20 protein-coding genes are annotated in these 26,059 nt (G+C 68.8%); 11 read left to right on the forward strand and 9 right to left on the reverse strand.

The window, feature by feature from the left end; genetic code table 11:
- Positions 1 to 23: 23 nt before the first annotated feature.
- Positions 24 to 1,931 carry an autotransporter assembly complex protein TamA gene (locus tag AC1DOQ_RS04375; RefSeq protein WP_477360642.1) on the forward strand — a complete coding sequence of 636 codons (1,908 nt, stop codon included), beginning with the start codon at positions 24 to 26 and terminating at the stop codon, positions 1,929 to 1,931.
- Positions 1,931 to 6,406, forward strand: a complete 4,476-nt coding sequence (locus tag AC1DOQ_RS04380) for a translocation/assembly module TamB domain-containing protein (RefSeq protein ID WP_477360644.1) — start codon at positions 1,931 to 1,933, stop codon at positions 6,404 to 6,406. The genes AC1DOQ_RS04375 and AC1DOQ_RS04380 overlap by 1 nt, the downstream gene beginning before the upstream one ends.
- A gap of 26 nt (positions 6,407 to 6,432) precedes the next feature.
- Here AC1DOQ_RS04380 and AC1DOQ_RS04385 read toward each other — a convergent pair whose 3' ends face one another.
- Complete coding sequence (locus AC1DOQ_RS04385; RefSeq protein ID WP_477360646.1) at positions 6,433 to 7,413, reverse strand: quinone oxidoreductase family protein; 981 nt, start codon at positions 7,411 to 7,413, stop codon at positions 6,433 to 6,435.
- A gap of 79 nt (positions 7,414 to 7,492) precedes the next feature.
- Between AC1DOQ_RS04385 and AC1DOQ_RS04390 the strand changes: the two genes are divergently transcribed.
- The 4 genes from AC1DOQ_RS04390 (at position 7,493) to AC1DOQ_RS04405 (ending at position 13,706) form a co-directional block, all read left to right on the forward strand.
- Positions 7,493 to 8,395: a LysR family transcriptional regulator gene (locus AC1DOQ_RS04390; RefSeq protein ID WP_477360648.1), complete on the forward strand. Its 903-nt coding sequence runs from the start codon at positions 7,493 to 7,495 to the stop codon at positions 8,393 to 8,395.
- Positions 8,396 to 8,484: 89 nt separating this feature from the next.
- On the forward strand, positions 8,485 to 10,239 hold the full coding sequence (locus tag AC1DOQ_RS04395; RefSeq protein WP_477360650.1) for a sensor histidine kinase: 1,755 nt from the start codon (positions 8,485 to 8,487) through the stop codon (positions 10,237 to 10,239).
- Between the two features lie 30 nt (positions 10,240 to 10,269).
- Positions 10,270 to 11,772: a sensor histidine kinase gene (locus AC1DOQ_RS04400; RefSeq protein WP_477360652.1), complete on the forward strand. Its 1,503-nt coding sequence runs from the start codon at positions 10,270 to 10,272 to the stop codon at positions 11,770 to 11,772.
- Positions 11,769 to 13,706: a hybrid sensor histidine kinase/response regulator gene (locus AC1DOQ_RS04405; protein ID WP_477360654.1), complete on the forward strand. Its 1,938-nt coding sequence runs from the start codon at positions 11,769 to 11,771 to the stop codon at positions 13,704 to 13,706. The genes AC1DOQ_RS04400 and AC1DOQ_RS04405 overlap by 4 nt, the downstream gene beginning before the upstream one ends.
- Here AC1DOQ_RS04405 and AC1DOQ_RS04410 read toward each other — a convergent pair.
- On the reverse strand, positions 13,703 to 14,695 hold the full coding sequence (locus tag AC1DOQ_RS04410) for an alpha/beta hydrolase (RefSeq protein ID WP_477360656.1): 993 nt from the start codon (positions 14,693 to 14,695) through the stop codon (positions 13,703 to 13,705). The two genes, AC1DOQ_RS04405 and AC1DOQ_RS04410, sit on opposite strands and share 4 nt — an antisense overlap.
- 100 nt (positions 14,696 to 14,795) lie before the next feature.
- Complete coding sequence (locus tag AC1DOQ_RS04415; protein WP_477360658.1) at positions 14,796 to 14,966, reverse strand: hypothetical protein; 171 nt, start codon at positions 14,964 to 14,966, stop codon at positions 14,796 to 14,798.
- 101 nt (positions 14,967 to 15,067) lie between these two features.
- Between AC1DOQ_RS04415 and AC1DOQ_RS04420 the strand changes: the two genes are divergently transcribed.
- The 3 genes from AC1DOQ_RS04420 to AC1DOQ_RS04430 are packed head-to-tail and all read left to right on the forward strand — an operon-like array spanning position 15,068 to position 17,240.
- Positions 15,068 to 15,577 carry a CcdC protein domain-containing protein gene (locus tag AC1DOQ_RS04420; RefSeq protein ID WP_477360660.1) on the forward strand — a complete coding sequence of 170 codons (510 nt, stop codon included), beginning with the start codon at positions 15,068 to 15,070 and terminating at the stop codon, positions 15,575 to 15,577.
- On the forward strand, positions 15,574 to 16,080 hold the full coding sequence (locus tag AC1DOQ_RS04425; RefSeq protein ID WP_477360662.1) for a CcdC protein domain-containing protein: 507 nt from the start codon (positions 15,574 to 15,576) through the stop codon (positions 16,078 to 16,080). Before AC1DOQ_RS04420 ends, AC1DOQ_RS04425 begins: the two co-directional genes overlap by 4 nt.
- Positions 16,077 to 17,240 carry a threonine aldolase family protein gene (locus AC1DOQ_RS04430; RefSeq protein WP_477360664.1) on the forward strand — a complete coding sequence of 388 codons (1,164 nt, stop codon included), beginning with the start codon at positions 16,077 to 16,079 and terminating at the stop codon, positions 17,238 to 17,240. Before AC1DOQ_RS04425 ends, AC1DOQ_RS04430 begins: the two co-directional genes overlap by 4 nt.
- A gap of 5 nt (positions 17,241 to 17,245) precedes the next feature.
- Here the strand turns inward: AC1DOQ_RS04430 and AC1DOQ_RS04435 are convergent, their stop codons facing one another.
- The gene (locus AC1DOQ_RS04435; RefSeq protein WP_477360666.1) at positions 17,246 to 17,596 is read right to left on the reverse strand and encodes a DUF6404 family protein; all 351 of its coding nucleotides are present in this window, start codon (positions 17,594 to 17,596) and stop codon (positions 17,246 to 17,248) included.
- Positions 17,597 to 17,813: 217 nt separating this feature from the next.
- Positions 17,814 to 18,557 carry an SDR family oxidoreductase gene (locus tag AC1DOQ_RS04440; protein WP_477360668.1) on the reverse strand — a complete coding sequence of 248 codons (744 nt, stop codon included), beginning with the start codon at positions 18,555 to 18,557 and terminating at the stop codon, positions 17,814 to 17,816.
- 113 nt (positions 18,558 to 18,670) lie between these two features.
- Here AC1DOQ_RS04440 and AC1DOQ_RS04445 point away from each other — a divergent pair, with 113 nt between their 5' ends.
- On the forward strand, positions 18,671 to 19,600 hold the full coding sequence (locus AC1DOQ_RS04445; protein ID WP_477360670.1) for a LysR family transcriptional regulator: 930 nt from the start codon (positions 18,671 to 18,673) through the stop codon (positions 19,598 to 19,600).
- A 7-nt stretch (positions 19,601 to 19,607) separates the two neighbouring features.
- On the opposite strand, the gene AC1DOQ_RS04450 is transcribed toward AC1DOQ_RS04445, so the two are convergent.
- Genes AC1DOQ_RS04450 through AC1DOQ_RS04460 form a run of 3 tightly spaced genes read right to left on the reverse strand, consistent with a single transcriptional unit; the run spans position 19,608 to position 24,569 of the window.
- Positions 19,608 to 22,439 carry an ATP-binding protein gene (locus AC1DOQ_RS04450; RefSeq protein ID WP_477360671.1) on the reverse strand — a complete coding sequence of 944 codons (2,832 nt, stop codon included), beginning with the start codon at positions 22,437 to 22,439 and terminating at the stop codon, positions 19,608 to 19,610.
- A 5-nt stretch (positions 22,440 to 22,444) separates the two neighbouring features.
- Positions 22,445 to 23,203 (reverse strand): hypothetical protein, encoded by a 759-nt coding sequence (locus AC1DOQ_RS04455; RefSeq protein ID WP_477360673.1) that lies wholly within the window; start codon positions 23,201 to 23,203, stop codon positions 22,445 to 22,447.
- Positions 23,196 to 24,569, reverse strand: coding sequence for a hypothetical protein (locus AC1DOQ_RS04460; protein WP_477360675.1), 1,374 nt, complete (start codon positions 24,567 to 24,569; stop codon positions 23,196 to 23,198). The genes AC1DOQ_RS04455 and AC1DOQ_RS04460 overlap by 8 nt, the downstream gene beginning before the upstream one ends.
- Positions 24,570 to 24,831: 262 nt before the next feature.
- Here AC1DOQ_RS04460 and AC1DOQ_RS04465 point away from each other — a divergent pair, with 262 nt between their 5' ends.
- Complete coding sequence (locus tag AC1DOQ_RS04465; RefSeq protein WP_477251953.1) at positions 24,832 to 25,263, forward strand: hypothetical protein; 432 nt, start codon at positions 24,832 to 24,834, stop codon at positions 25,261 to 25,263.
- Between the two features lie 33 nt (positions 25,264 to 25,296).
- Here AC1DOQ_RS04465 and AC1DOQ_RS04470 read toward each other — a convergent pair whose 3' ends face one another.
- Complete coding sequence (locus tag AC1DOQ_RS04470) at positions 25,297 to 26,058, reverse strand: DUF3108 domain-containing protein (protein ID WP_477360677.1); 762 nt, start codon at positions 26,056 to 26,058, stop codon at positions 25,297 to 25,299.
- Position 26,059 lies beyond the last annotated feature (1 nt).

Genomic DNA, 26,059 nt, shown 5'->3' on the forward strand with positions numbered 1-26,059 from the left:
GATCTCGGATTTTGGCACAAATCGTGCTGGCCGTGAACGCGCTGTGTGTCTCCGTGGGCGCCGCAGGTCAGGTTGCAAGCCAGGCCCAGGACCCCGTCCCGGCCCCGACCACGGGCAAGGAACAGACCCAGAAGGAACTGCAGGAACAGGAGCGCCAGCCGGCCACGCCGCTGCCGGTCGAGGCGCCCGATCAGCGCTCGGTGCGCTACGAAGTGAAGATCGACGCCCCGCGCAACCTGCGCGAGCTCCTCGAAAGCAATCTCGACCTGATGCGCTGGCGCGGCAACCCGCGGGTCGACCTCGAACAGCTGCAGCGCCTGGTGCGCAACGCCCCCGAGGAAGCCAGGACCCTGGTCGCCACCGAGGGCTATTACACGCCCAAGATCTCGAGCGGGCTGGATACCTCGGGCGGCACGCCGGTCGCGCGCGTGATCGTCGATCCGGGCCAGGCGGTGACGGTCAGCGACGTCGACATCGAGCTGCGCGGCTTCGTCCCTTTCGATAAAACCGGAGCCCCGGTCGACGCGGCCTCCCTGCGCAACCGCTGGACCCTGCCGGTCGGCTCGCGCTTTCGCACCGCCGACTGGGAAGCGGCCAAGCGCGGCATGGTGCGCCAGATCACGCAGTCGCGCTTTCCGCGCGCCCAGCTGATCGACTCCAGCGCCACCGTCGATCCGGACAGCCACAAGGCCCGCCTCAAGGTCGTCATCGACAGCGGACCGGACGTGCATTTCGGCGCCCTCAGGATCGAGGGCCTGAGCCGCTATTCGCCCTCGATCATCAACAACCTGAACCAGATCCATCCGGGCGACGAGTACAACGAAGCCGCGCTGCAGGCGCTGCAGGGCCGCCTGCAGGACACCGGCTACTTCAGCAGCGTCGAGGTGAGCCTCGACATGTCCTCGGCCCTGCAGGAACAGGTCAGTGAACTGAACCAGGGACAGGGCGCGAAACCCGAAGCGCCGTCCGCCGCGGTCACCATGCCGGTGCTGGTGCGCGTGTCCGAGAACAAGCGCAAGAACGTATCGCTCGGCCTCGGCTTCTCGACCAATACCGGCGCCCGCGCCCAGGCCAACTACGACGACCTGAACGTGTTCGGCAAGCGCATGAAGAGCAATGTGCTGTACGAGCAGCTGCACCAGCAGGTACGCACCGATTTCTTCTGGCCGACCACCTCGAACGGCTACAGCAACAGCGTCGGCGCCGGCTACGACCGCGAGGACGTGCGCGACCAGATCACCCGCACCACCAGCATCCACGCCACCCGCGCCTGGGGCTCGCCGACGCTGGAACGCAGCCTGCGGCTGGAAGCGCTGACCGAGCAGGTCACCATCGACCACCTGCCCACCACGCGCGCGAAAGCCCTGCCGCTGACCTTCTCGATCACCAAGCGCCACCTCGACAGCCTGGTGCTGCCGAACAGCGGCTACATCGTCAACCTGCAGCTGGGCGCGGCGCCGCTGCCGATCCTGACCGACCAGCCCTTCGTGCGCAGCTATGTGCGGGCGATCGGCTACAAGCCGGTCGGCACCTCGGGCACCCTGATCGTGCGCGGCGAGTTCGGCGCGGTCCTGTCCAAGGACAAGGACGGCGTGCCGTCGACCTTCCTGTTCCGCGCCGGCGGCGACCAGTCGGTGCGCGGCTACGGCTACCAGCAGCTGGGCATCCCGGTCGGCAGCGCCATCACGGGCGGCCGCTACCTGTTCACCGCCAGCACCGAATACGACTGGTGGTTCAAGCCGCCCTGGGGCGCTGCCGTGTTCTACGACGTCGGCAATGCCGCCGACAACTTCGCCGACCTGAAGCCGAAAGTCGGCTACGGCGTGGGCGCGCGCTGGCGCAGCCCGGTCGGCCCGATCGCCGTCGACGTCGCCTACGGCAAGGCGGTGCACAAGGTCCGCCTGCACTTCTCACTGGGATTCACCTTCTGATGAGCGACGAAACACAAAACACCGCCACGCCGGAAGAACACAAGCCGCGCCGCTGGCCGCGCCGGGTCGCGATCGGCGTGGCCGTCACCGCCGTCGTGATCGGCGGCGCGGTCTGGTACGGCGGCCGCGAAACCACCCTGCAGATGATCGCCCAGCGCGTCGCCAGCGCCAGCGGCGGCAAGCTGACCCTGACCGGCGTGACCGGCTCGCTGTACGGCCACATGCACGTCGGCCAGCTGGTGTTCCGCACCGAGACGTCCCTGATGACGATGAACGACATCGACATCGACTGGAAGCCATGGCAATACCTGTCGCACGGCGTCGAGATCGACAAGCTGTACGCGAAGTCGCTGCGCATGGAAACGCTCAAGGAAAGCACCGAGCCGAGCACGATGCCGACCCGCCTCGCCCCGCCCTTCAAGATCGCGGTGGAAGATGCGCGCCTGGCCCAGGCGGTGTTCGTGAACAAGGGCGCGCAGACCCGGATCGACGACATCCGCGCCAGCCTGCACGGCGACAAGCAGCAGTGGAAGCTCGACTACGCGAAGGCGAACACGCCCTGGGGCCAGGCCGCCGCCAGCGGCACCATCGCCAATACCCTGCCCTACAAGCTGAATGCGGACGCCAGCCTGAGCCAGACGCCGGCTTCCCAGTCCACCTCGCAGGCCCAGCCCGGCGCCATCCTGCCGCAACTGAAGCTGCATGCCGGCGGCGACCTGCAAAGGACCGTTCTCGACGCCAGCGGCCAGGCCGCGCGCGCCCAGGGCACCGCCAAGCTGGTCCTGTCGCCCTTCGCCGAGATCCCGCTGCAGGCCTTCACGCTGAACGCGAAGAACATCGATCCGGGCTTCTTCAACCCCTCGCTGCCGACCGCCGACCTGAACCTGGCCGTGAACGCGCGCCTGGACCCGAACCGCAACATCAGCGGTTCCGTGAACCTGACCAACGACGGGCCGCAGGGCACCATCGACCAGCAGCGCCTGCCGCTGCGGGCAATGCGCGGCCAGCTGGGCGGCAACCTCTCGTCGATGAAGATCAGCGACGTGCTGCTCGACCTGGGCGGCGCCGGCAGCTTCACCGGCAGCGGCAGCGTCGAACGCGGCCCGGACGAAAAGGGCATCGGCACCGCGCAGTTCGCGCTGCACACCGACCGCATCGACCTCAGGCAGATCCACGGCAGCATGAAGAAGACCGCCATCGCCGGCGATCTGAAGGTGGCAAACACCCAGGACACCCAGACCCTGAACGTCAACCTGGTCGACGCCGGCATGCGCCTGGTGGCCGAAGCCGCCCTTGCCAACAATGTGCTGACCGTGCGCGACGCCCGCCTGGCCGCCGGCAAGGGCAGCGTGCGCGTGACGGGCAGCGCCAGCCTGGCGGACAAGAAGCCGTTCAAGGCGAATGTGGTCGCCAGCCGGCTCGACCCGGCGGCCTTCGGCGACTTCCCGAAAGCCGACATCAATGCCGAGATCAACGCCTCGGGCGCGCTGGCCCCGCAATGGCAGGTCGCGGCCGACTTCGCGCTGCGCCCGAGCCGCCTGTTCGACCAGCCGCTGTCCGGCAAGGGCAAGCTGGATGCCGACGGCGGCGCGCCGGGCGGCGTCCACGTGCACGACGTGAACGCCAGCCTGGCGCTGGGCGAGAACACGGTCGACCTGCGCGGCGCCTTCGGCAAGCCGGGCGAGAAGCTGGCCTGGCGCGTGGACGGCCGCCAGCTCGCGACCATCCGCAAGGACCTGTACGGCGCGCTGGTGGCGAACGGCGTCGTCAGCGGCACCATGGATGCGCCACGCACCAGCTTCGACGTCGACGCCCGTAACCTGGGCTGGGTGGCGCAGCAGCGCAAGCTCGACAACGGCGCCCTGCACGCCAGCGGCGAAGCCTGGCTGTCCGGCACCAAGGATGCGAAGGTGGTCGAGGTCAAGGCCAGCGGCTCGATGCAGAAGCTGAACCCGGCCGCCTTCGGCTCGCCCTTCGCCGGCAGTATCAACGGCAATTTCGACGCCAGCGGCCGCACCGGCGCGAACATGGGCGGCTCGGTCAACCTCACCCTGCAGCAATCGACCTTGTCGAATTCGCCGCTGTGGGGCCATGCGAAGCTCACGGCCGACAAGCGCCACGTCTCGAACGCCGACGTCGACCTGCACCTGGGCGCCAACGTGGTGGCCGCGCGCGGCGCTTTCGGCGGCGGCCGCGACACCCTGCAATGGCGCATCGACGCGCCCCAGCTGGCCGCCCTCGGCCCCGACTTCGGCGGCGTTCTGCGCGGCGCCGGCACCCTGTCCGGCACCATGGACACGCCCTCGCTGACCGCCACGCTGGACGGCCAGAACCTGCGCATGAAGGCGCAGAACCTGAAGTCCCTGCATGCCACCGCGAACCTCGGTTCCGGTCGCGGCGCGGCGGATCCGCTGGCGCTCGACGTGCAGATCGCCGGTTACGCCGGCGGCGCGCCGAGCAGCGAAACCCGTATCGCCACCGCCAGCCTGCAATCGACCGGCACCCGCGGCGCCCACACGATTTCGGCGGCGGCGCGCGGCGACACCTTCGACGCCAACCTCGCCATCAGCGGCGGCTATGCAAACAACGCCTGGGCCGGCACCCTGAACACGCTGCAGAACCGCGGCCGCTACGCGCTCGCGCTGGCGGCGCCGGCCCCGCTGCGCATCGCCGGCGCGCCGGGTTCGGGCGTCAAGGGACTCGCCAGCCCGGAGCAGATCAGCTTCAACAATGCCACGATCCGCCTGCCGGCCGGCTCGGTCACGATCCAGTCGCTGGTCAAGAACGGCCCGCGCTGGACCAGCCGCGGCAGCGCCACCGGGGTCCCGGTCAGCTACCTGGCCCAGGCCTCCGATGCGATCCGCGAGAACCTGCGCGGCGACATGACGCTCGGCGCCGACTGGGCGCTCGACATGCGCGCCCCCGTTGCCAGCGGCGCCGCGCCGGTGCTGGACGGCAGCCTGCACGTGTTCCGCGAGAAGGGCGACCTGATCGCCGGCGACGTCGCCCCGGTGGTGCTGGGCCTGCGCCAGCTCGACCTGCGCGCCGACGTCAATGGCGGCGCCCTGCACGCCCAGCTGGCGGTCGACGGCAGCCGGGTCGGCACCGCCAAGGTCGACGCCACCGCGCAGATGATCCACGGCCGCCTCGACAACGACAGCCCGCTGCGCCTGACCGCCAGCGCCAACCTCGGCTCGCTGGCCTGGGTCTCGCCGCTGATCGGCCAGCCGGGCCTGGAAGTGGACGGCGCCCTGAACCTGGCCGTCAGCGGCACCGGCACGGTCGGCGCGCCGACCCTGAACGGCACCGTGAACGGCGACCGCCTGGCGGTACGCTGGCCGGACCAGGGCGTGCGCCTGCGCAACGGCCAGCTGCGCGCGGTGCTGGCCGGCGACAGCCTGCAGCTGCAGCGCTTCGCCTTCGAAGGCAACAGCGGCCGCGCCACCATCGACGGCAACGTGCGCTTTGCCGGCAGCGAAACCGCCATGAACCTCAAGCTGGTGGCCGACAAGCTCGAAGCGCTGTCGCGCCCGGACCGCACCGTGATCGTCAGCGGCCAGGCCAGCGTGGTGCGCGACGCCCGCCGCTTCGCGGTCGAGGGCAGCTTCAAGGCCGACCGCGCGCTGGTGGAGTTCGCGCCGCAGGACCGCCCGACCCTGTCCGACGACGTGATCGTGCTTGGCCGCGCGAATGCCAAGGAAGGGCCGGCGAAGAAGGAGGCGGCGGTGCCGCTGACGATCGACCTGACCGCCGACCTGGGCGACGACTTCCACCTGCGCGGCATGGGCGCCGACGCCTACCTGGCCGGCAGCGTCCACGTGCGCAAGGTTGGCGACGGCGCGCCGCGCATCAACGGCACCGTGCGCACCGTGAGCGGCACCTATGCCGCCTACGGCCAGCGCCTGTCGATCGAGCGCGGCATCGCCACCTTCAGCGGTCCCTACGACAACCCGTCGATCGACGTGCTGGCGGTGCGCAAGCGTCCGGAAGGCGAGCAGCTCAGCGAGACCAACGTCGAAGCCGGCGTGCAGGTGCGCGGCACGGCGCTGTCGCCGACGGCCAAGCTGGTGTCGACGCCGAACGTGTCCGACAGCGACAAGCTGTCCTGGCTGGTGCTGGGCCACGGCATGGAAGGCACCACCGGCAACGAAGCCGATGTCCTCAGCGCGGCGGCCGGCGCCCTGCTGGGCGGCAAAGGCGGCACCGGCGGCATCCAGAGCAAGCTGGCGAACGCGCTGGGCGTCGACGAATTCGGCGTGCGCCAGGGTGCGGGCCAGGAACCCGGCCTGGCGAACACCGTGGTCACGGTCGGCAAGCGCATCTCGTCCAAGCTCTACCTGAGCTTCGAACAGGGCGCCGCCACCGCCACCAGCGTGGTGCGCCTGCGCTACAAGCTCACCCCGCGCATCACGCTGGCGCTGCAGACCGGCACCAACACGGCGCTGGACGTGCTCTACTCCTGGGCGTTCGATTAGTGTCACGTCGCCGCCGCGCAGGCGAATCAGGGCCGCAGCAATACCGCGCCCGTAGTCCTGCCCGCTTCCAGCATCCGGTGCGCCTCGGCCGCCTGCGCCAGCGGCAGTTCGGCGCCGATGCGTACCTGTAGTCCATCGGCCAGGCGCGCCAGGGTTGCCCTGGCGCCTTCGCGGTACAGCGCCGGATCGCGCATCAGGCGCATCACGCTGGGCCGCGAGAACGCGATCGCGCGCGGGGTGCCGATCTGCATCAGGTCGACCGGCCCGGGCATGCCGCCGGCCTGGCCGATGCTGGCCGCCATGCCGTAGGGCCGCACCGCATCGAAGCTGCGCAGCAGGGTCGGCCCGCCGATGCCGTCGATCGCGAAGTCGACGCCCTGCCCGCCGGTGAACGCGCGCGCGGCGGCGACGAAATCCTCTTCCCGGTACAGCACCGCGCGGTCGAGACCATGGGCCAGCGCCAGCTCGGCCTTGGCGCGGCTGCCCACGGTACCGATCACGCGCGCACCGAGCGCCTTCGCCCATTGCACCAGCACCAGGCCGAGGCCGCCGGCGGCCGCATGCACCAGCACCGTGTCGCCGGCCCGCAGCGGGCGCACGTGATGGAACAGCATGTGCGCCGTGATCCCCCGCAGCAGCGCGCCGGCCGCCGCCTCGGTCGGCACCGCGTCCGGCAGCACCACGGCGCAGGCGGCGGGCAGGTTACGCACTGCCGCGTAGGCGCCTGGCTGGCCGGCGTAGGCGATGCGCTGGCCGGGATGCAGCCCGCTCACGCCGGCACCCACCGCCTCGACGATGCCCACGCCCTCGACCCCGATGGTGGCCGGCAGAGCCGGCAGCGGGTAGACGCCATTGCGGTGGTAGACGTCCAGGAAATTCACCCCGACCGCCTGCTGGCGGATGCGGATCTCTCCCGCGGCGGGCGGCGCCAGCGCCAGCTGTTCCACCCGCAGCTCCTCGGGGCCGCCCTGGCGGCGGATGACGACATGTTCGATCAAGGCTTCCATTACTCGCTCCTGTTGAAAAGACGAGCACATGGTAGATTGATTGAAATTCGACCGAAATTCCAAAAAATCGCCACTTACCGTGCAAAAATTCGCAGATAGCCTCGAGACGAGCACACCCGGCCCGCTGGACTGGGACGACATCCGCTACTTCGTCGAACTGGCGCGCCAGGGCGGACTGAGCGCGGCGGCGCGGGCGCTGGCGGTCGAGCATTCGACGGTGTCGCGCCGCATCGGCATGCTCGAAGCCCGGCTCGGCCTGCGCCTGTTCGACCGCCTGCCGAAGCGCTGGATCCTGACCGCCGAGGGCGAGCACCTGCTGGCGTACGCGCGCCGCGTCGAGGACGAAGCGCTGTCCTTCGCACGCGCCGGCACCGGCGCCGGCACCCTGCGCGGCGTCGTCAAGGTGTCGGCGCCGCCGGCCCTCGCCAGCACCCTGCTGGTGCCGCGGCTGGCGGCCCTGCGGTCGCGCTGGCCGGCGATCATGATCGAGATCGTCGCCGAGGTGCGCCAGGCCAACCTGTACCGGCGCGAAGCCGACCTCGCGCTACGCCTGTCGCGTCCCGAGGAACCCGGCCTGGCCGGGCGCCCGCTGGCGCAGATGGGATACGGCCTGTATGCCACCCCCGACTGGTTCGCGCGTCCGCAAGCGGAATGGGAATTCGTCGGCCACGGCGAGGCGATGAAGGCGTCGCCGCAGCAGAAATGGCTGGACCGGTTCGGCGCCGGCCGGCCGTATGCCTTCCGGGCGAACGATGCCCACTCCATGCTGGCGGCCTGCCGCGCCGGCCTGGGCGTGAGCCTGCTGCCGCACTTCCTCGGCCGCAGCGACAGCCTGCTGGCAGTGCACCCGGACCACGCCGAGGTGCTGAGCCGGCCGATCTGGCTGGTGGTGCACCCCGACGTGCGCCGCTCGCCGCGCGTGACCCTGGTGGCCGAACTGCTGGCCGAACTGCTGGCGCAGGCCGGACCGGTCCTGGCGTGATCCCGACGCGCGACCGGGCTCGGGTGCATTTGCTAGAATGGACCGACATGCTCGACGCATAAAAACACGGGATTCACAGGCCAGTGCTCATGCAGAGAACCACCCGCTACGTCAACTACGCAACCGCGGTCAGCATCGTGATCCTGACCGCCGCCATCGGCACCCTCGTCGGCAGCATCGGCCGCACGATGGAATCGCGGCGCTGGGTGGTGCATACCCAGGACGTGCTGGTGCGCCTGCAGGAGACGGTCAGCCTGGTCAACCAGGTGGATGCGCTGCAGAAATCGCTGCTGCTCGACCACGACCCGCAGGACCGCGCCGAGCTGGACGCCGGGCTCGCCGCCATCCCGCGCGAGTGGCAGACCCTGCTCCGGCTGACCAGCGACAACCCGGTCCAGCAACGGGCATTGGAGCGCTACCGCACCCTGCTCGACGGCTTCATGCAGGGGCTGCGCGAGGGCCTGCAGCATCCCGAGCGGCATGACGAAACCGGCATGCGCACCCAGCGCAAGGCCATCGCCGCCCAGGAAGCGGCCCTGCGCGGCGAAGAGGAAAGGCTGCTGGTCCTGCGCGCCGCCGTGGTCGAGCGCGACCTGACCCGCACCATCGTGGCGACCGGCGCGGTGGCCTTCCTGTCGATCGCGCTGCTGTTCTTCGTGCGCGCCGTGGCGCGCCGCGATGCCCTCATGATGCAGACCGAGCAGGCGCGCCTGGCGGCCACGCTGCGCAGCATCGGCGACGCCGTGATCGCCACCGACCTGCATGGCCGGGTCCAGTTCATGAATCCGGTGGCGGAAGACCTGGCCGGCATGGACAGCGCCCAGGCTGCCGGCAGGCCGCTCGCGGAGGTGCTGCGCATCCTGCCGGCCGCCCCCGCGGCGCTCGACCTGCCCGCGCTGCTGCGCGACGTCGTCGCCGGCGCCACGGCGCCCGCGCGCATCGCGCTGTCGGGCAGCACGCCCCTGCATCCGGAAGCCAGGCGCGACTGGATCCTCAGTTGCCATCCGATGCTGGTGCACGGCAAGCCGGCCGGGGCCGTGATCGGCGCCCACGAGGTGACCGAGCTGAAACAGGCCCAGCGCAACCTGGCCGACGCCAACCTGCTGCTCGAACGCCGCATCCAGGAACGCACCGAGAGGCTGGCGGAAGCGAACATGGAACTGCGCGCTTTCGCCCATACGGTCGCGCACGACCTGCGGGCGCCGCTGCGCAACGTCGAAGGCTATGCCGACGCCCTGCGCGAGGACGAATCGCCGCGCCTGAGCGAACAGGGGCGCCACTTCCTGGTGCGGCTGTGCGACGCCGCCAGCCGCATGGACCGCCTGATCACCGAGCTGCTGGCCTACAGCCAGCTGTCGCGGGCCGAGCTCAAGCTGCAGACGGTCGACCTGGAGCGGGTGGCCTGGCTGGCCCTGTCCGACATCGAAACCCAGGTTTCGCGCAGCGGCGCCCAGGTCGAGATCGCCTCTTCCCTTCCCAAGGTGCTCGGCAACGAAGCCATCCTGGTGCAGGTGTTCGAGAACCTGATCGGCAATGCGATCAAGTTCGTCGCGCCCGGCGTCGCGCCCAGCGTCCGCATCCATGGACGCGAAGACGGCGAGCACGCGCTGGTCTGGATCGCCGACAACGGCATCGGCATCCCGCCCGAGCAGCGCGAGCGCATCTTCGGCGTGTTCGAGCGGCTGCACGGCGAGGAAGCCTATCCGGGCACCGGGATCGGCCTGGCGATCGTCCGCAAGGCCATGGAGCGCCTGGGCGGCAGCGTTCGGGTCGAAGCGGCGGCGGCCGGCACGGTGTTCCGGCTATGCCTGCCCATGCGGTGCGGCGCCGAACCTCCTCTATAATTTAACGATTCTGCATACGATCGGTTCACAATGCCCCTGCGCCTCCTGATCCTCGACGACAATCCCGACGACCGCCTGCTGGCCCGGCGGGAAATCGAACGTCATTTCCCCGGCTGCGAAGTCACCGAGGTGGGCGAGCGCACCGGCCTGGAGCGCGCCCAGGAGGCCGGCTTCCCCTTCGACGTGGTGATCACCGACTTCCAGATGCGCTGGACCACCGGCCTCGACGTGCTCAAGCGCGTCAAGGCCCACGATCCCCAGCTGCCGGTGGTCATGTTCACGGCCACCGGCACCCAGGAGATCGCGGTCGACGCCATGAAGCACGGGCTGGACGATTACGTGATCAAGAGCCCGCGCCACTACGCGCGCCTGCCGGTGGCGGTGCGCACCTGCCTCGACCGCTCCGAGATCCGCTCGCGCGCGATCCGCACCGAGACCCGGCTGGCCTCGCTGCTCGAAAACATCGAGCTGGGCGTGTTCCGCATGTCGCTCGAGGGCGAGCTCGAGGAAGGCAACAAGACCTTCTGGACCATGCTGGGACTGGCGCCCGGCGAATACTCGAAGGCGCCGGGCCATCCCCTGGTCGCGGAAGTGAAGCAGCGGCTGCCGGAACTCACGGCCACGCTGGACACCGCCGAGCTGCAGGTCCTGAGCGGCGAGCTCGGCGCCGGCGGCCGCGCCCACACCGTCAGGCTCGTGCGCGTGCGGGTGAACGGCCACGACGCCGTCGACGGCATCGTCAACGACGTCACCTCGCTGCGCCGCGCCGACCTCGAGATCCACCGCCTGAACGCCGACCTCGAGCAGCGCATCGCCGAACGCACCCGCCAGCTGCAGGAAGCCAACGAAGCCCTCGAGGCCTTCGGCTTCTCGGTCTCGCACGACATGCGCGAGCCGCTGCGCACCATCCAGGGCTATGCCAACGCGCTCAAGCAGGACTTCAGCGAGGGCCGCATGGAGCAGTCGGCGGTCTACGTCAACCGCATCGAAGCGATTGCGCGCCGGGTCGACACGATGGTGTCGGACCTGCTGGAGTTCGCCCGCCTGTCGCGCACCGAGATTCCGATCGAGACGGTCGGCGTGGCCGCCGCGATCCACGACATGCGGACCATGCTGCAGGCCGAGACCAGCCAGGCCGGCGCCGAACTGTGCATCGACGTGCCCGCCGGCCTGCACGTCAGGGCGCACCGCCAGACCTTCGTGCAAACCCTCGTCAACCTGGTCTCGAACGCCGTCAAGTTCGTCGCGCCGGGCGTGGCGCCGATGGTCCGCATCGGCGCCCGGCAGGCCGGCGGCACGGTGCGCATCACCGTCGAGGACAATGGCATCGGCATCCCCGAACAGGCCCAGGCCAGGATCTTCAACGTGTTCGAGCGCCTGCACAGCGAGGAAGAATTCCCCGGCACCGGCATCGGCCTGGCGATCGTCAAGAAAGGCGTCGAGCGCATGGGCGGCAGCGTCGGCCTCAGCTCGGCGCCCGGCGAAGGGGCGAGCTTCCGCGTCGAGCTGCCGGCCGCGCAGGACGGCGTATGACGTTTACCGCGCTGCTGATCGACGACAGTCCGGACGACCGCGCGCTGGTCGCGCGCGAACTGCGCCGCCATTTCGGCGACATCGGCATCCTGCAGGCCGGCACGCCCGAGACCCTGGCGGCGGCGCTCGACCAGGGCGGCTTCGACGTCACGATCACCGATTACCAGCTGCGCTTCAGCGACGGCATCACCGTGCTGCGCGAACTGAAGCGCCGCTTCCCGGAGCGGCCGGTGATCATGTTCACCGCCAGCGGCACCGAGGAAGTGGCGGTCGCCGCCATGAAGGAAGGCCTGGACGACTACATCACCAAGACCGCCAAGCACTATCCGCGCATCGGCTATGCGGTGCGCTCCTGCCTCGATCGGGTGCGGCAGCGCGACCAGGTCGAGCAGGCGCTGGCGCGCGAGTCGATCGCCAAGGCCAGGCTGGAGATCGCCCTGCAGTCGGCCGGCATGGGTACCTGGCAGCTCGACCTCGGCACGCGCGAACTGTCGTATTCGGAGGCCATCGGCCCGATGTACGGGCGGGCGCCGGGCTTCGTCCACACCGACGCCGAGCCATGGCTGGACGACATCCACCCGGACGACCGCCCGGCGGTGCTGGCGCAATGGGACGCCGCGCTGGCGGGCAGGCACGACTACCAGGCCGAGTTCCGCGCCTGCGGCGCCGACGGCATCGTGCGCTGGATCGAATCGAGCGGCAAGGTGATGCGCAATGCGGCCGGCATGCCGACCACGATCATCGGCACCGCCCGCGACGTCACCGCCGACGTGAACGTCAGGCGGAACCTGGAGCGCCAGCGCGAGCAGCTCGAAAAGGCGGACCGCCAGAAGAACAACTTCCTGTCCATCCTGGCCCACGAACTGAGGAACCCGCTGGCCGCCGCCGGCTACTCGGTCGCCCTGCTGCGCCAGGCCGCTGCCAACCCGGCCTCGGTGGGACGCGCGACCGAGGTCATCGACCGCCAGGTCAGCCACATGGCCCGGCTGCTGGACGAGCTGCTGGACCTGAGCCGGATCACGCACGACCGCCTGCAGCTCGACATCCAGCGGATCGACCTGCGCCGGGTGGCCGAGATGGGCTGCGACAGCGTGCGCGCGGCGCTTGAGGACAAGGGACACAAGCTCGGCATGTCCCTGCCGCCGGACGCGGTGATGGTCGAGGGCGACGAGGTGCGCCTGACCCAGGTGCTGAGCAACCTGCTGAACAATGCGGCCAAGTTCACGGCACCCGGCGGCGAGATCGGGATCCGCGTGACGCGCGAGGGCGGCCTGGCGATCGTCGAGGTGGCCGACAACGGCATCGGCATCGAGGCGCAGCGGCTGGAAGAGGTGTTCGAGATGTTCTCGCAGGCCCAGACCAAGGCCCGTGGCGGCACGCCGGGACTCGGCATCGGCCTGGCGGTGGTCAAGTCCCTGGTCGAGCTGCATGGCGGCAGCGTGGCCGCCTTCAGCCCCGGCCTCGGCCTCGGCACGCGGGTGCGCGTGACCTTGCCGCTGACGGCGGAGCAGGCCGGCGAGCAGGCGGCGGCCGCGCCGGACACCGGCCCCGCAACGGCGGGCGCGCGGGTCCCGCTCGAGGTCGTGCTGGCCGACGACAACCGCGATGCCGCCGACCTGCTGGCCGAATTCCTTGCGCTGCAGGGCTACACGGTGCACACGGCCTACGACGGCAAGGCCGCCATCGAACTGGCTTCGCGCATCCGGCCGCAGCTGCTGGTGCTCGACATCGGCATGCCCGGCGCGACCGGCTACGAGATCGCCGAGTGGACCAGGCAGCAGCCCTGGGGCGCGGACGCCACCCTGGTCGCCGTGACCGGCTGGGGCCAGGAAGTCGACGGCGACCGCGCGCTGCGCAGCGGCTTCGACGCCCGGCTGGTGAAGCCGGTCGACATGCAGCAGCTGCTGCGGGCCCTCGCCAGGAAGCCGGCCTAAGGCGCTGCCTGGGGCGCCGTCTTGCGCAGGAAGCCGGTGAGCGTGCCGGCCAGCTGCGGATGCAGCGGCAGCGCCGGGTCGCCATACGATGCCATCTGCCGCTGCGGATCGGCCGGCACCTCTTTCAGCACGTGGTTCATGCCGGGGATGATGGCCAGCACGGCATCCGGCCTGGCGGCCTTCAGCGCCTGCGCCTGGTCGACGCCGACCTGGATGTCGGTCGTGCCCTGCACGATCAGCACCGGCATGCGCAGCGCGGCGATGCGCCGGGACGGCACATACTTCATCCACGAGATCAGATAGGGCTGCACGCTGGGCCGGTAGAGCGCCGCCAGCGCGGGCGGCACCTCGGCGGCAAGCCTGCCCTGCTCCAGGCCGGCGAGGATGCGCTCGTTGTCGGCCGCGAGCGCCGGCGGCAGCTTGCCGGCGAGCTGCTTGCGCAGCACGGCGCCCGGTGCGTCGGCCACCCCGGCCAGCGACACATAGGCGGCCGCGCCGGCGCGTTCGGCGGCCAGCATGCCGATCAGCGCGCCTTCGCTGTGGCCAATCACCGCCACCTGGCCGAAACGCGGATCGGCCTTCAGCTTCGCGATCCAGGCCGCGGCATCGTCGACATAGGTGTCGAAGCGCAGCGCCGATTCGTCCGGCGCGGCGGCCCTGCTGGCGCCGATGCCGCGCTTGTCGTAGCGGACCGAGGCGAAGCCTGCCTGGCCCAGCGCCTCGGCCAGCAATTTGAGGCTGTCGTTGGGGCCCGGGAAGGCGGGATTGTTGCCGTCGCGGTCGGTGGGACCGGAACCGGCGACGATCAGGACGACCGGTGCCTTGCCTTCGCCCGCCGGCAGATGCAGGGTGCCGGCGACCGTGCCGCCGCCGGCGGTAGCGAGCGAAATCGGCTGGTCGCCGGGCGCGGCGGCAAGGACGTGTGACGCCACCGCCAGCAGCAACATCGGCCACATTTTCAGGAATCGGATACCGGTATGCAGTTTCATCGCATCTCCAAATTTGAAATTCATCTAATTAGACATCCATCTAAATATTAAGCGCGCAGCCGGCCGTGCGTCAATGCACGGCGGGTTAGTGGTGGAATAATCAGTGCAGCGTGCGCGCGATGCTCGGGTTCGGATCGGTATCCGGTTCGTCGTTCATGGGCGTGCGGATCGGCGGCTGGTGCGGGTCGGGCGAGTCGAAAGGCTCCTTGGGCGGCTCGTCGATGGGCGCCGGATCGGGGGCGCGGTGCGCTTCGATGGGTGCAACGAACATGGTCGGTTCTCCTGCTGGAAGAACCAAAACATTACCATGCGCAGCGGTTTGCCGACGCCCGGCTGGATTACAATGGCGGATTCGACACCAAGGAAATCGCCATGCTGCCCACTCCCGTCGTTGCCGCCGTCCTCGCCCCGCTGATCCTGTGGCGCGTCTACAGCCGCATCAAGCGCCTGACGACCCGCCAGCGCTCGAAAGTGTGGCGTCACCGCACGACCCTGGTCTTCTTTCCGCTGCTGGTCCTGATGCTGGCCGCGCTGAGCCTGCAGACCGCGCCGATCGCCATTGCCGGCCTCGGCGCCGGACTGGTGCTCGGCATCGTGCTGGGCCGGATCGCCAGCGCCGGCACCAAATTCGAACAGGAAGGCAGCGAGTACTACTTCACGCCGCACGCACCGATCGGCATGCTGGTCGCGCTGCTGTTCATCGGCCGCATGGGCTACCGCGCCTATGAGTACTATGCGCTGGGCTCCTTCGCCCACCACGAGTTCGTCACCAGTCCCCTGACCCTGTGCATCTTCGGCGTCCTCGCCGGTTACTACATGACTTTCGCGGCCGGTCTGCTTGCCTGGCGCAAGCGCACCGCCGCCGCCGCAATCGCCCAATGAGCATCACCACACTTGCCCTCATCCTCCTCGTTCCGATCCTGGTCTGGCGCATCTACCAGCGCCTGAAAGGCCAGATGACACGCCAGCGTTCGATCATGTCGCGCCACTACACCGGCCTGCTGGTGTTCGGCGCCATGCTGCTGGTGCCCGCCGCCGGCATGGGCGAGCGGCCGCTGTCGCTGGCCGCGCTGGCGCTCGGCGCGGTCGCCGGCATCGCCCTCGGCATCTACGGCCTGCGCCGCACCCGCTTCGAAGACACCGACCAGGGCTATTACTTCACCCCGCCGATGCGCATGGGCGTGCTGGTGGGGATGCTGCTGGTGGCGCGCGTGATCTACCTGGGCATCGAGGTCTACATGAACCAGGGCAGCAACCAGCCGAATCCGCGCTTTTCGGACAGCCCGCTGACGATGTACTGCGTGGGCATGACCGCCGGCTACTTCGCCACCTTCTCGGCCAGCCTGATGCGCTGGCGCCTTCGCCTGAGAAAAGAGAACACATGAGACTGAACCGCCGCCGTTTCCTCGAAGCCGTACCGATCGCTTCACTGGGCCTGGCGGCGGGCAGCAGCGCCCACGCCCAATACGGCGGCGCATCAAGCGGCAGCGCGGCGCCTCCAGCGGACATGGACACCCTGGTCGTGCTGGCCGGCGACACCCTGCCGCGCAACCCGGCCGCCGAACCGGCGCACCTGCAGGCACTGCTGGACCGGCATGCGAAGCCGGCCGACGGCTACCTGGCGGGCGGTGCGGTGGCGGAACTGGAAGCGACGTTCTCTGCCCTGCTGGGCAAGGAAGACACGGTCTTCATGCCGACCGGGACCCTGGCGAACCACGTCGCCCTGCGCCTGCTGTGCGGCGAGAGCCGGCACGCGCTGGTGCAGCAGGAAAGCCACGTCTACCGCGACGAATCGAATACCGTCACCACCCTCAGCGGCATCAACCTGGTGCCGCTGGCGCCGGGCCGGGCCGCGCCCACCCTGGAAGAGCTGAACGCGGCGATCGAGCGCGCCGAGCTCGGGCCCTACCCGATCAAGGTCGGCGCGATCGCGCTGGAAAGCCCGGTGCGCCGCGCCCAGGGCGCATGCTTGAGCCCCGCACTGGTGGCCGAGATCGCAAGCATCGCGCGTGCGAAAAAAATCCCGCTGCACCTGGACGGCGCCCGCCTGCTGCTCATGAGCGGCATGGAAGGCTTCCGCGTGAAGGACTATTGCGCGCACTTCGACACGGTCTACGTCTCGCTCTACAAATACCTGGGCGCGCCCTTCGGCGGCGTGCTGTCCGGGCCCAAGCCGCTGATGGCGAAGGCGCGCGAGCTGCGCCACATGTTCGGCGGCACCATCTACCACGGCTGGCAGGCCGCCCTGCCCGCCCTCGACGCGCTGGACGGCGTCGAAGAACGCTATGCGCGCGTGCGCGCGGCCGGCGAACGCCTGCTGGCGGCGCTGGAACGCACGCCGGGCTTCAAGGTAAAACGCATCGAGAACGGCAGCAACCTGGCGGTGCTGGAGATCGCGCCGCAGCGCCTGGCCGGGCTGGAAGAGCGCCTTCAAAAGGCCAACGTGCGGATCAGCAAACTGAATGAAGGGAAGGCGCAGCTCGGCTTCAACGAGTCGATCCTGCGGAAGGATACCGATTACCTGCTCAAGGCGCTGGCAGGCTAAAGTACTTAGGCCAGCGACTCCCAGCTCGGCAAACCGTGCTTCCTGCGCTGGTGGGCATAGTAGCCGGCCATCGACAGGCCGAAGAACAGGCCGGCGGCGCAGGCGGTGAGCAGGGCCAAGTGCAACGCCGTGTTGTGACGGGACCAGAATCCGACCCACATGACCAGCCCCCAGCCGACGGCGAACCAGCTGCCCGACAGCAGGGCGGCGGCGGCGAAACCCATGAAATGCGGCGGCCGCACCTGCACGCCGCAGCGCCACAGAAGACGCATCAAGGGCGGCGCGTAGCTGCTGCATTCGATGCCGCTCTGTTCCAGCAGCGCGATGGCCCTGTCTCGTCTTGCCTGAAATTCCATTCCTGCCCTCATCTAAAACGTTTTCCGATGATAACAGCCGACCATGGCCGGGAAATGCGTCAATTCTCACGCGCGCATTTCGGCAAGGATCTTGCGCAGCTCTAATACGTCGTAATGGTCCTTGCCTGCCTGGCCAGGCACTGGCATGCGGCGTGCCGATGGCGGGACGGTGCTGGCGCTGCAGCGGCACCTGGCCGGCGGCGCCGCGCACTGATCCTCAGGCGGCGAAGCCGCCGTCGATCAGCAGGTCGGCGCCGGTCACGAAGCCCGCTTCCGGGCCGGCCAGGTAGGCCACCATCGCCGCCACTTCGTCGGCGTGGCCATGGCGCGGCAAGGCCATCAGGCCGTGCAGGCTCTCGGCGAACTCGCCTTCGGCCGGGTTCATGTCGGTGTCGATCGGACCCGGCTGCACGTTGTTGACCGTGATCCCGCGCGGGCCGAGGTCGCGCGCCATTCCCTTTGCCAGTCCGGTGAGCGCCGACTTGCTCATCGCGTAGGCGGCGCCGCCCGCGAACGGCATGCGGTCGGCATTCGTGCTGCTGATGTTGATGATGCGCCCGCCATCCCGCATGTGGGCGGCGGCCGCCTTCGAGGCCACGAACACGGCGCGCACGTTCACCGCCAGGGTCTGGTCGAGATCGGCCAGCGAGAACGCTTCCACGGGACCCAGCCGCAGCACGCCGGCGCTGTTGACGAGGACGTCGAGGCGGCCGAAGTGGTCGGCGGCGCGGTCGATGGCGCGGGTCAGGGCTTCGGCATCGGCGGCGTCGGCGCGGATCGCGATCGCTTCGCCGCCGCCGGCTTCGATCTCCGCCACCAGGGCTTCGGCGGCGATGGCGGACGACTGGTAGCCGATCGCGATCCTGGCGCCTTCGCGGGCCAGGCGGCGCGCGGTGGCGGCACCGATGCCGCGCGAACCGCCGTTGATGAAGGCGACCTGGTCGTGCAGTTTGCTGTCCATGATGCTTTCCTTTCGGTGTGGGTGGTTGGTGAGGAAAGTATGGTCCGGCCCACTTGTTCCCGGTAGTCGTCAATCCGGCTTTACAGCTTCAACCATCGGTATAAGATGAGGACATGCAGACCGATCTCGCTCCCCACCTCGACTGCTTCGTCGCCGCTGCCGACGAGGCCAGTTTTTCCGCCGCCGCCAGGCGCCTGGGCCTGACCCCGGCGGCCGTCAGCAAGAGCGTGGCGCGGCTCGAAGCCGGCGTCGGCGTACGCCTGTTCCAGCGCAGCACGCGCAGCCTCAGCCTGACGGCGGAGGGCGAACGGCTCTACCGCCAGATCCGCCTGCCCTGGACCGAGATCGCCGATGCCCTGGCCGACCTGCGCCAGGACGCCGGCAAGCCGGCCGGCACCCTGAAGATCGCAATGGCGCCGGCGGTCGGCCGCATGTATTTCGTGCCGCTGCTGGAGGGCTTCCTGGAGCGCTATCCGGACGTGGTGCCGGACCTGCATTTCGATAACCGCCAGGTCGACCTGATCGGCGAAGGCTTCGACGTCGCCATCGGCGGCGGCGTGGAATTGACGGATGCCCTGGTGGCGCGCGAGCTGGCGCAGGCAAGCTCGGTGCTGGTGGCGGCGCCCGGCTATCTGCGGCGCTTCACGGCGCCCGAAGAGCCGGAGCAGCTGTCGCGCCATCGCGGCCTGCTGCGGCGCGCGCTCGGGTCGGGACGCCTGATGCCGTGGACCTTGAAGAGCGATGCGGGACGGGAAGTCGTGGCGAACGTGCGGCCGGTTGCGGTGCTCGACGATCCGGAAGCGATCGCGCGCGCGGCCGCCATCGGCCTGGGCATCGCGATGCTGCCGATGCCGCATGCCCTGCCCTTGCTGGAAACCGGAGAACTGCTGCGGGTGCTGCCCGGCTGGCATGGGCTGAACCGCCCGCTGGCGATCTACTACTCGAGCCGCAAGCTGCTGCCGGCCAAGGTACGGGTGTTCGTGGAGTATGTGGTGGAGGCGTTCCGCACCGGTGGCGGCGCGGAACGCTTTTCAAGGCGCTGACCCGGCGTCAGGCCGCCTTTGCAGGCGCCTCGCCGGCCGCGCGCCGCTGCAGCACGAAGATCGGCTGCGCCCACTGCACGTCCTTCTTCTTCTTGCTGGTGATGAGGGTCAGGTCCGAAGGGTCGTAGACGTCCGTGTTGTGGGTCAGCGGGGTCGTCATCAGGTACTGGGCGTCGGTGTTCTTCAGGAACTCGCCGACCAGCTGGATGTTGCGGATGTCCAGGTGGGCGAAGGGTTCGTCGATGAACACGAAGCCGCCCGAGCCCTCTTCCGACTTGAGCAGACCGATCAGCAGCACCAGCGACTTCATGACCTGCTGGCCGCCGGACGCTTCGCCGTCGTTCATGCCGATCTGGCCCTTGCCGTCGAACTTGAAGCGCACGTGCAGGCCGGCCTGGGCCAGCTGCAGGTCGTCGTTCTCCAGGCGCACCGGGTCGACCGTGACCTCGATGTTGGCCAGTTCGCCGAGCTCCCTGATGTTCTTCGAATAGGTCTTGATCGTGTAGCGCAGGCGCTCGATGTAGGCGCCGCGCGCATTGTCGGTGGCCTCGATCGCGCGGTTGTTCTGGTAGCGCCGCTCCTCGGTCTCGTTCTGGCGGTTCGACAGCTGGTCGTTCAGGCGCTCGTACTGGTCGATCACGGTGGGATCGTGTTCCCAGTCGCTGCGCGCCAGCGAGGTGTCGAGCGAGCCCACGCGCAGCTTCACCTGGTGGGTGTTCTGGTGCGCGGCCACCAGCGCCGCGCGGCGTTCCGGCTGACGCCAGGCTTTCGGCACGTGGCGCCAGTTGCGGCGCAGCTCCAGCAGGGCGCGCGCATGATCGCTGCGCTGATCGATCTGGCGGCGGTGGTTCAGGCGCATGCCGGCTTCCGCTTCCGACAGCGCCATGCGGGCGTTCTGCCACACGGTGTCGGCACGGGTGCGGGTGACGGTCGCGTTCTTGGTCAGCACCTGCAGCTCGCCCAGGCGCGCGCCGACTTCCAGGCGCTCGGTCTTGAGCGGCTCGATGGCGCGCATGGCTTCCTCGAACTCGGCCTGGCGCGCGCTCAGTTCCTTGACGGCGTCGACGCCGGCGATGCGCACGCGCAGCGCCGACACCTCGGTCGCCAGCTTGCTGATCTCCAGAGTCAGCTTGTCTTCCTGGGCTTCCAGGGCCGGCAGCGCTTTCTGGATCGCTTCCAGGCGCTGGGTCTTGCCGGCCGCGCCGAAGCGGTAGCGCGAAGGCTCCACGAACAGCGAGCGCCCGCCGCGGCGTTCGCGGTGGTAGGCGTCCGGCGTGATCCACTCGTCGGCATCGCTCTTGAAGCCGGCATCGACGGATTCGACGCGCTCGATGCGCTCGAGCTGGTCGATCAGCCAGGACGGCGCCTTCGAGCTGAAACGCACCACCGACAGCAGGGTGTCGTCCTTGACCACCGGCGCGCTGACGCAATCCGGCACGATGAAGTGGCGGTAGCGCTCCTTCTCGGCCAGCTTGTAGGCCGCCGGCGCATCCTTGGCGTTCTCCAGCAGCACCACCGAGGCGTAGCCGCCCAGCACGCCCTCGACGGCGCCCTGCCATTTCGGGTCCGTCACCTCGACGATATCGGACAGCATCGCGTGCGGGATCTTGGCGTCGTTCAGCGCGCGGCGCATCAGGCGCTGGGCTTCCGGCTCCGGCATCGAACTCTTGCCCTGCAGGGCCGAGATGGTCGACAGCTCGCCGGCGATGCGTGCCGCCAGGTTGTCGCGCTCGGTCTTCTTCTTCGCCAGCTGGACTTCCTTCGTTTCGAGCTGGCTCTGCACCTCGGCGATGTCGGCGCCGGAATCCGCGGCCAGCTTCTGCAGGCGTTCCTTCTGTTCCAGCAGGCTTTCCAGGGGTTTGAGCTTGCGGTTGACTTCCGTGAGGCGGCCGGCCAGGGTGTTCGCTTCCTGCTCCAGCTGGACTTCCTGCTGCTGGGCTTCGGTCAGCGCGCGCTGCTGGGCCGCCAGCGCATGGCGCTTCTCGGCCAGCTGGCTGTCGGCCTGCATCAGCGGCTTCCTGGCTTCGCGCAGCGCGCGGCTGGCCTGGCCCGCCTTTTCGCGCGCCTCGTGGTACTCCAGGCTGGGCAGCACTTCCTCCACCAGCTCGCGGCGTTCCTTGTTCAGGTCTTCCCACTGGTGATAATTCGCGACGCGAAGCCGCAGGCCTTCGAGGTTGATGCGCGAGGTTTCCAGCTCGGCCTCGAAGCGCTTCAGCTCCGTTTCGGTATCGCGCTGGTGGCGCTTGGCTTCGTCGTAGGCGTCCAGCACTTCCTTGTCGCCGAAGACCTGGAACACCAGGTCCAGCAGCTGGCGCGGCGAGTATTCGCACAGCTTGTCGGTCTCGCCCTGCTCCAGCGCCAGCACCTTCGACATCGCCGGCGACAGGCCGGCCGAAGCCAGGCGCTTGCGGTAGTTCTCGACGCCCAGCCAGTCGCTGGCTTCGGTCACTTCCTCGATGTCGATATTCCCCGGCCGCATCAGATACTGGCGCTTCCAGTCGCCGCCGTTCTTCTGCACCTGGCAGAACAGCGTGACTTCGTCGTCGCTGAAGAAGCCGCTGTGGCGGAACGGACGATTCGACAGCTGGCGGCCCGAGGGCTTGTTGTCGACCACGGCGCGGATCCAGGCGCTCTGCTGGCCCGAGTGGCGCGCATAGTGCTTGTAGGTGCGGCCCATCGAGCAGTCGAGGCCGAACAGGGTGCGCAGCGCGTCGAGCAGCGTGGTCTTGCCGGAGCCGTTCTGGCCGGCGATGGTGATGATCTTGGCGTCCAGCGGGATGTTCTTGATGCGCTGCCAGTAGTCCCAGTGGACCAGCTCGAGAGATTTAATGTGGAACATGCGCTTTACTCCTGGGATTCGGGGGCGGCTTCAGCGGGCGCTTCGGCCGGAGCCTCGGCGACGACCGGCTCCGCCGGTGCGGCTTCCGTCGAACCCGCATCGTTGGCCGCTTCGCTGACCGGGCGGCGCACCGCCCTCAGCGGCGCGCGCTTGAACACCTCGGCCAGGGCGCCGTTGATGATGCGCTCCTTCAGCAGGTCGGTGTCCATCAGCAGGTCGAGCAGCGGGCCTTCGAGGATCACGTCGCCGCGGCGCTCGATGAAGCCGAGCTTCGACAGCAGGCCCAGGTTCATGTCCATGCGGGTCTTCTTGCCCAGCTTGTCGCCGAAGTCGGCCAGCAGCGCGGTGTAGGAGATGCCGATCGAGGTGTCCTCGGCGCGCGGGATCGGATTGTCCTTGTCGAACATGTCCGACTGGTCGACGTCGATCGCCTGGTGGGTTTCCTGGCGCTGGCGCTTGGGCAGGATGATCTGCGCCCACAGCACCACCAGCAGGGCCACGCCGTCGCGGGTCAGGCCGAAGTTATTGTTCTGCCAGATGTCCTTGGCGCCGAAGATCTTCGGCTCGACGTTGCGGTGCAGGGCCAGGGTGACGTGGTCGGCATACACGTTGTCGATCAGCTTCAGGCCGGATTCCAGCAGGCGCTTGTCGATCTCGGCGCGGAAGGTATCGTCGGACAGCGCGCGCTTGACCATCTTGTCGTCGCGGCGCAGGGTCTGGTGCGTGAGCAGCCGCGCAATCAGGATCTGTGCATCGTCATTCATCGTCTTTACTGTCCAAGTCTAGATTCAAGGAGAGGGTCGCGAGCGACATCGCCGCCACGTGCGGATCGTCCAGCTGGACCATTTCATCCTCGGAGTTGAAGCGTACCGGCAGGCGCGCCAGTTCGGCGGTCGGCCCTTGCAGGCTGGCCTCGGCGGGGTCGCCCAGCAGCGGCAGCAGCGAGGCGCGGTAGGACGCCACCGCGAAGCTGGCCGGCAGCAGCGAGTCCTGGATCGGCACGCTCTTCGGCGCACCTTCGGCCATGACCGGGAAGTTGTCGAGGTTGGCGAAGTCGGCCAGGCGCTTGATCCAGTCGTCGAGCTCGGCCTGCATGGCCGGGTTGTCGTTGATGGTCAGCGGGGCGTCTTCGCCGCTCGGCAGGCCGCCCGGGGCGACGTTGACCGCGCGCTCCGTCATCAGCTCGGTCTCGGCGACGTCGATCATCTCGGCCGGCGTGACGAACAGCGGCAGGACCGGACGCTCGATGGCGTCCTCGGCCAGGCTGGCCAGGTCGTCGTGGGCCAGCAGCCAGCGCTTGATGTCGGTGGTCGACAGGCCGGACTGGCCCAGGTGCACGCGCTGGCGCTCGATCTGGTTCAGGGCGCGCGAGAACATGCCCTGCATGTTCAGCAGCGAGGACTGGGCGCGGCCGATCGCCTGCGCCGCCTTGTGCGTGGCCGCATCCGCCTGCTCGCTCGAGGTGATCGCACGCAGGATCGTCGACCCCTTCTCGACCCAGTCGCAAGCCATGTGCCATTTCGCCTGCGAGGCGCGCAGGCGGAATTCGGAACCGGAGGCGATCGCGTCGCGGAACTCTTCGTGCAGCTCGACCAGGCGGCCCAGCAGGTGCTTGAGCTGCTCGACCGTGACGCCGCCGACGGCCTGGGCGCCGGCCACCTGCGACAGCAGGAAGCCCATCTCGGCCTCGTCTTCTTCCGGACGGCCGAGCGCCAGCAGGGTGTCGAGGGCGGCCAGGACATTGCGCGCCAGCGGCGTGATGCGGTACACGGCAGCCGGATTATCCCAGGCCAACAGGCCGTGAGAGCGCAGGCGGCCCAGCACCGTCTCCAGGCTTTCCGGGATCAGGTAGGCGAACTTCTGGTTGATGTCGGCGCGCGAAAAGGCGGATTCGCCCGTTTCGGCGGCCAGCTCGCGCAGCACCAGCAGGCGCACGATCACGCCGTCCTGGCCGCCGTGGAACAGGGCCGTGAACGCCTGCAGCATGGGCTGGGCGCGCTTGAGGTGATAGACCTGCTCGATCTCGTCCGGCGCCACTCCTTCGTGGAAGTGGGCCTGCAAGGGATCCAGTTCGTCTTGCGCTATGGAATGGAGGTCGGCGGCGGCGGCGCCTGCCAGGTTGTCGATCATCGTAAGGCTTACCAGTTGCCGGTTTTGTAACGCGTGCGGCGGCCAAGGCGGCGTGCGCGGGGGCGTCAGTATAACAGTTCAAACGAGCAGTTAAGACCAAGCAACTTTTAAGAACTGGCTAATACGCAACGGAGTGAAGGCAAAAATAGCTTGCACTGAATGCAATATTTTGCTTTCGCACTATAGAGAACCGAGCCGCGCGCTCTGCATCTCTCAGCCGCCGGATAATGGCCATCATGACAACGATTGAAGGAGAAATGCCATGCAACGAACACTTGCCACCGCAGCCTTCACCCTGGCCGTCTGCCTGATGCAGCCCGCCGTGCTGGCCGCCCAGCCGAAAGAACAGAACGGGGTCAGCTACATCAACGGCGGCGTCGGCCAGGACGAGCAGAACGCGATGCGCGCCCTGCGCGCCGACTACAACCTGCAACTGACTTTCGCCACCAGGCAGACCGGCGCCTACCGCTCCGACGTCCAGCTCGACATCACGGACGCCCGGGGAGGCAATGTGCTGAGCGTGGCGAATACCGGGCCGATGTTCTTTGCGAAATTGCCGCCCGGCGTGTATCACATCAGCGCCTCGGCCGAAGGCAAGACCTTCAAGCGCAGCGTGCGGATGGGGAATGCGCCGAAGGAGATCGTGTTGCACTGGGAGAATGATTCGCTGGAAGATCCGGGGGTGCAGGATTAACCGCTACTTCGTCGCCCCCGCGCAGGCGGGGGGTCAGCGCTTCGTGATCTTCTCCAGCGTCTGCTCCACATAATCGCGGTCGTTGTCGACGAACTTCAACTTGACCGGATACCACTCCAGCGACGGCGCCAGCCAGATATCGAGGGTCTGGTCCTTCGAGCCCGGCGGCGGTTCGCGCAGCACGTGGATGGTGTCGACCGTGCCGATGGCGGCGCCGGCCTGCACTTTTTCGCGGCCGATCACGCGGAAGGTCCAGGGATCGGCATCGCGTGGGCCGACCACGAAGAAGTCCCAGTCCGAACCCGGCTTGAACTTGTCCTTTGCCGCGCGCGCCACCCCGATCAGCTGCCACGAGATCGACACCCGGTCCTGCTCGCCGCCCTTGATCGGGTAGCTCTTCTTGCCGTCGCTGAAGCTGATGGTCTTGGCCTCGCGGTCGAAATTCGCCGTCACTGGGTCTTTGCGGAAGCGCTTGTCGTAGTACTCGTTCGGCGCCAGGCCGTAGCTGTCGATGGTGCCGGTGCTGCGGTTCTCGGTCAGCTTGCCCAGCAGGGCCACGCGCGAATCGGTGTTGATCGTGTACTTGCCGTCGCCCTGGCGCCAGCTCAGCGTGGCTTCGCCGCTCAGCGTGAAGCCGCGCTGGCGGGCGCTGATCGAGTACGACAGGTCGGCCGAGGGCGGCAGGTTAACCGGACGCATCTGCGCCGGATGCTCGTCCGCCGCGGGCGCACCTTGCGCCGTCATCGCCGCCGCCAGCAGTCCACCCGCAGCGGCCAGTTTCCACATCTTGTTCATA

This window comes from Massilia sp. 01N417 (assembly GCF_056399645.1).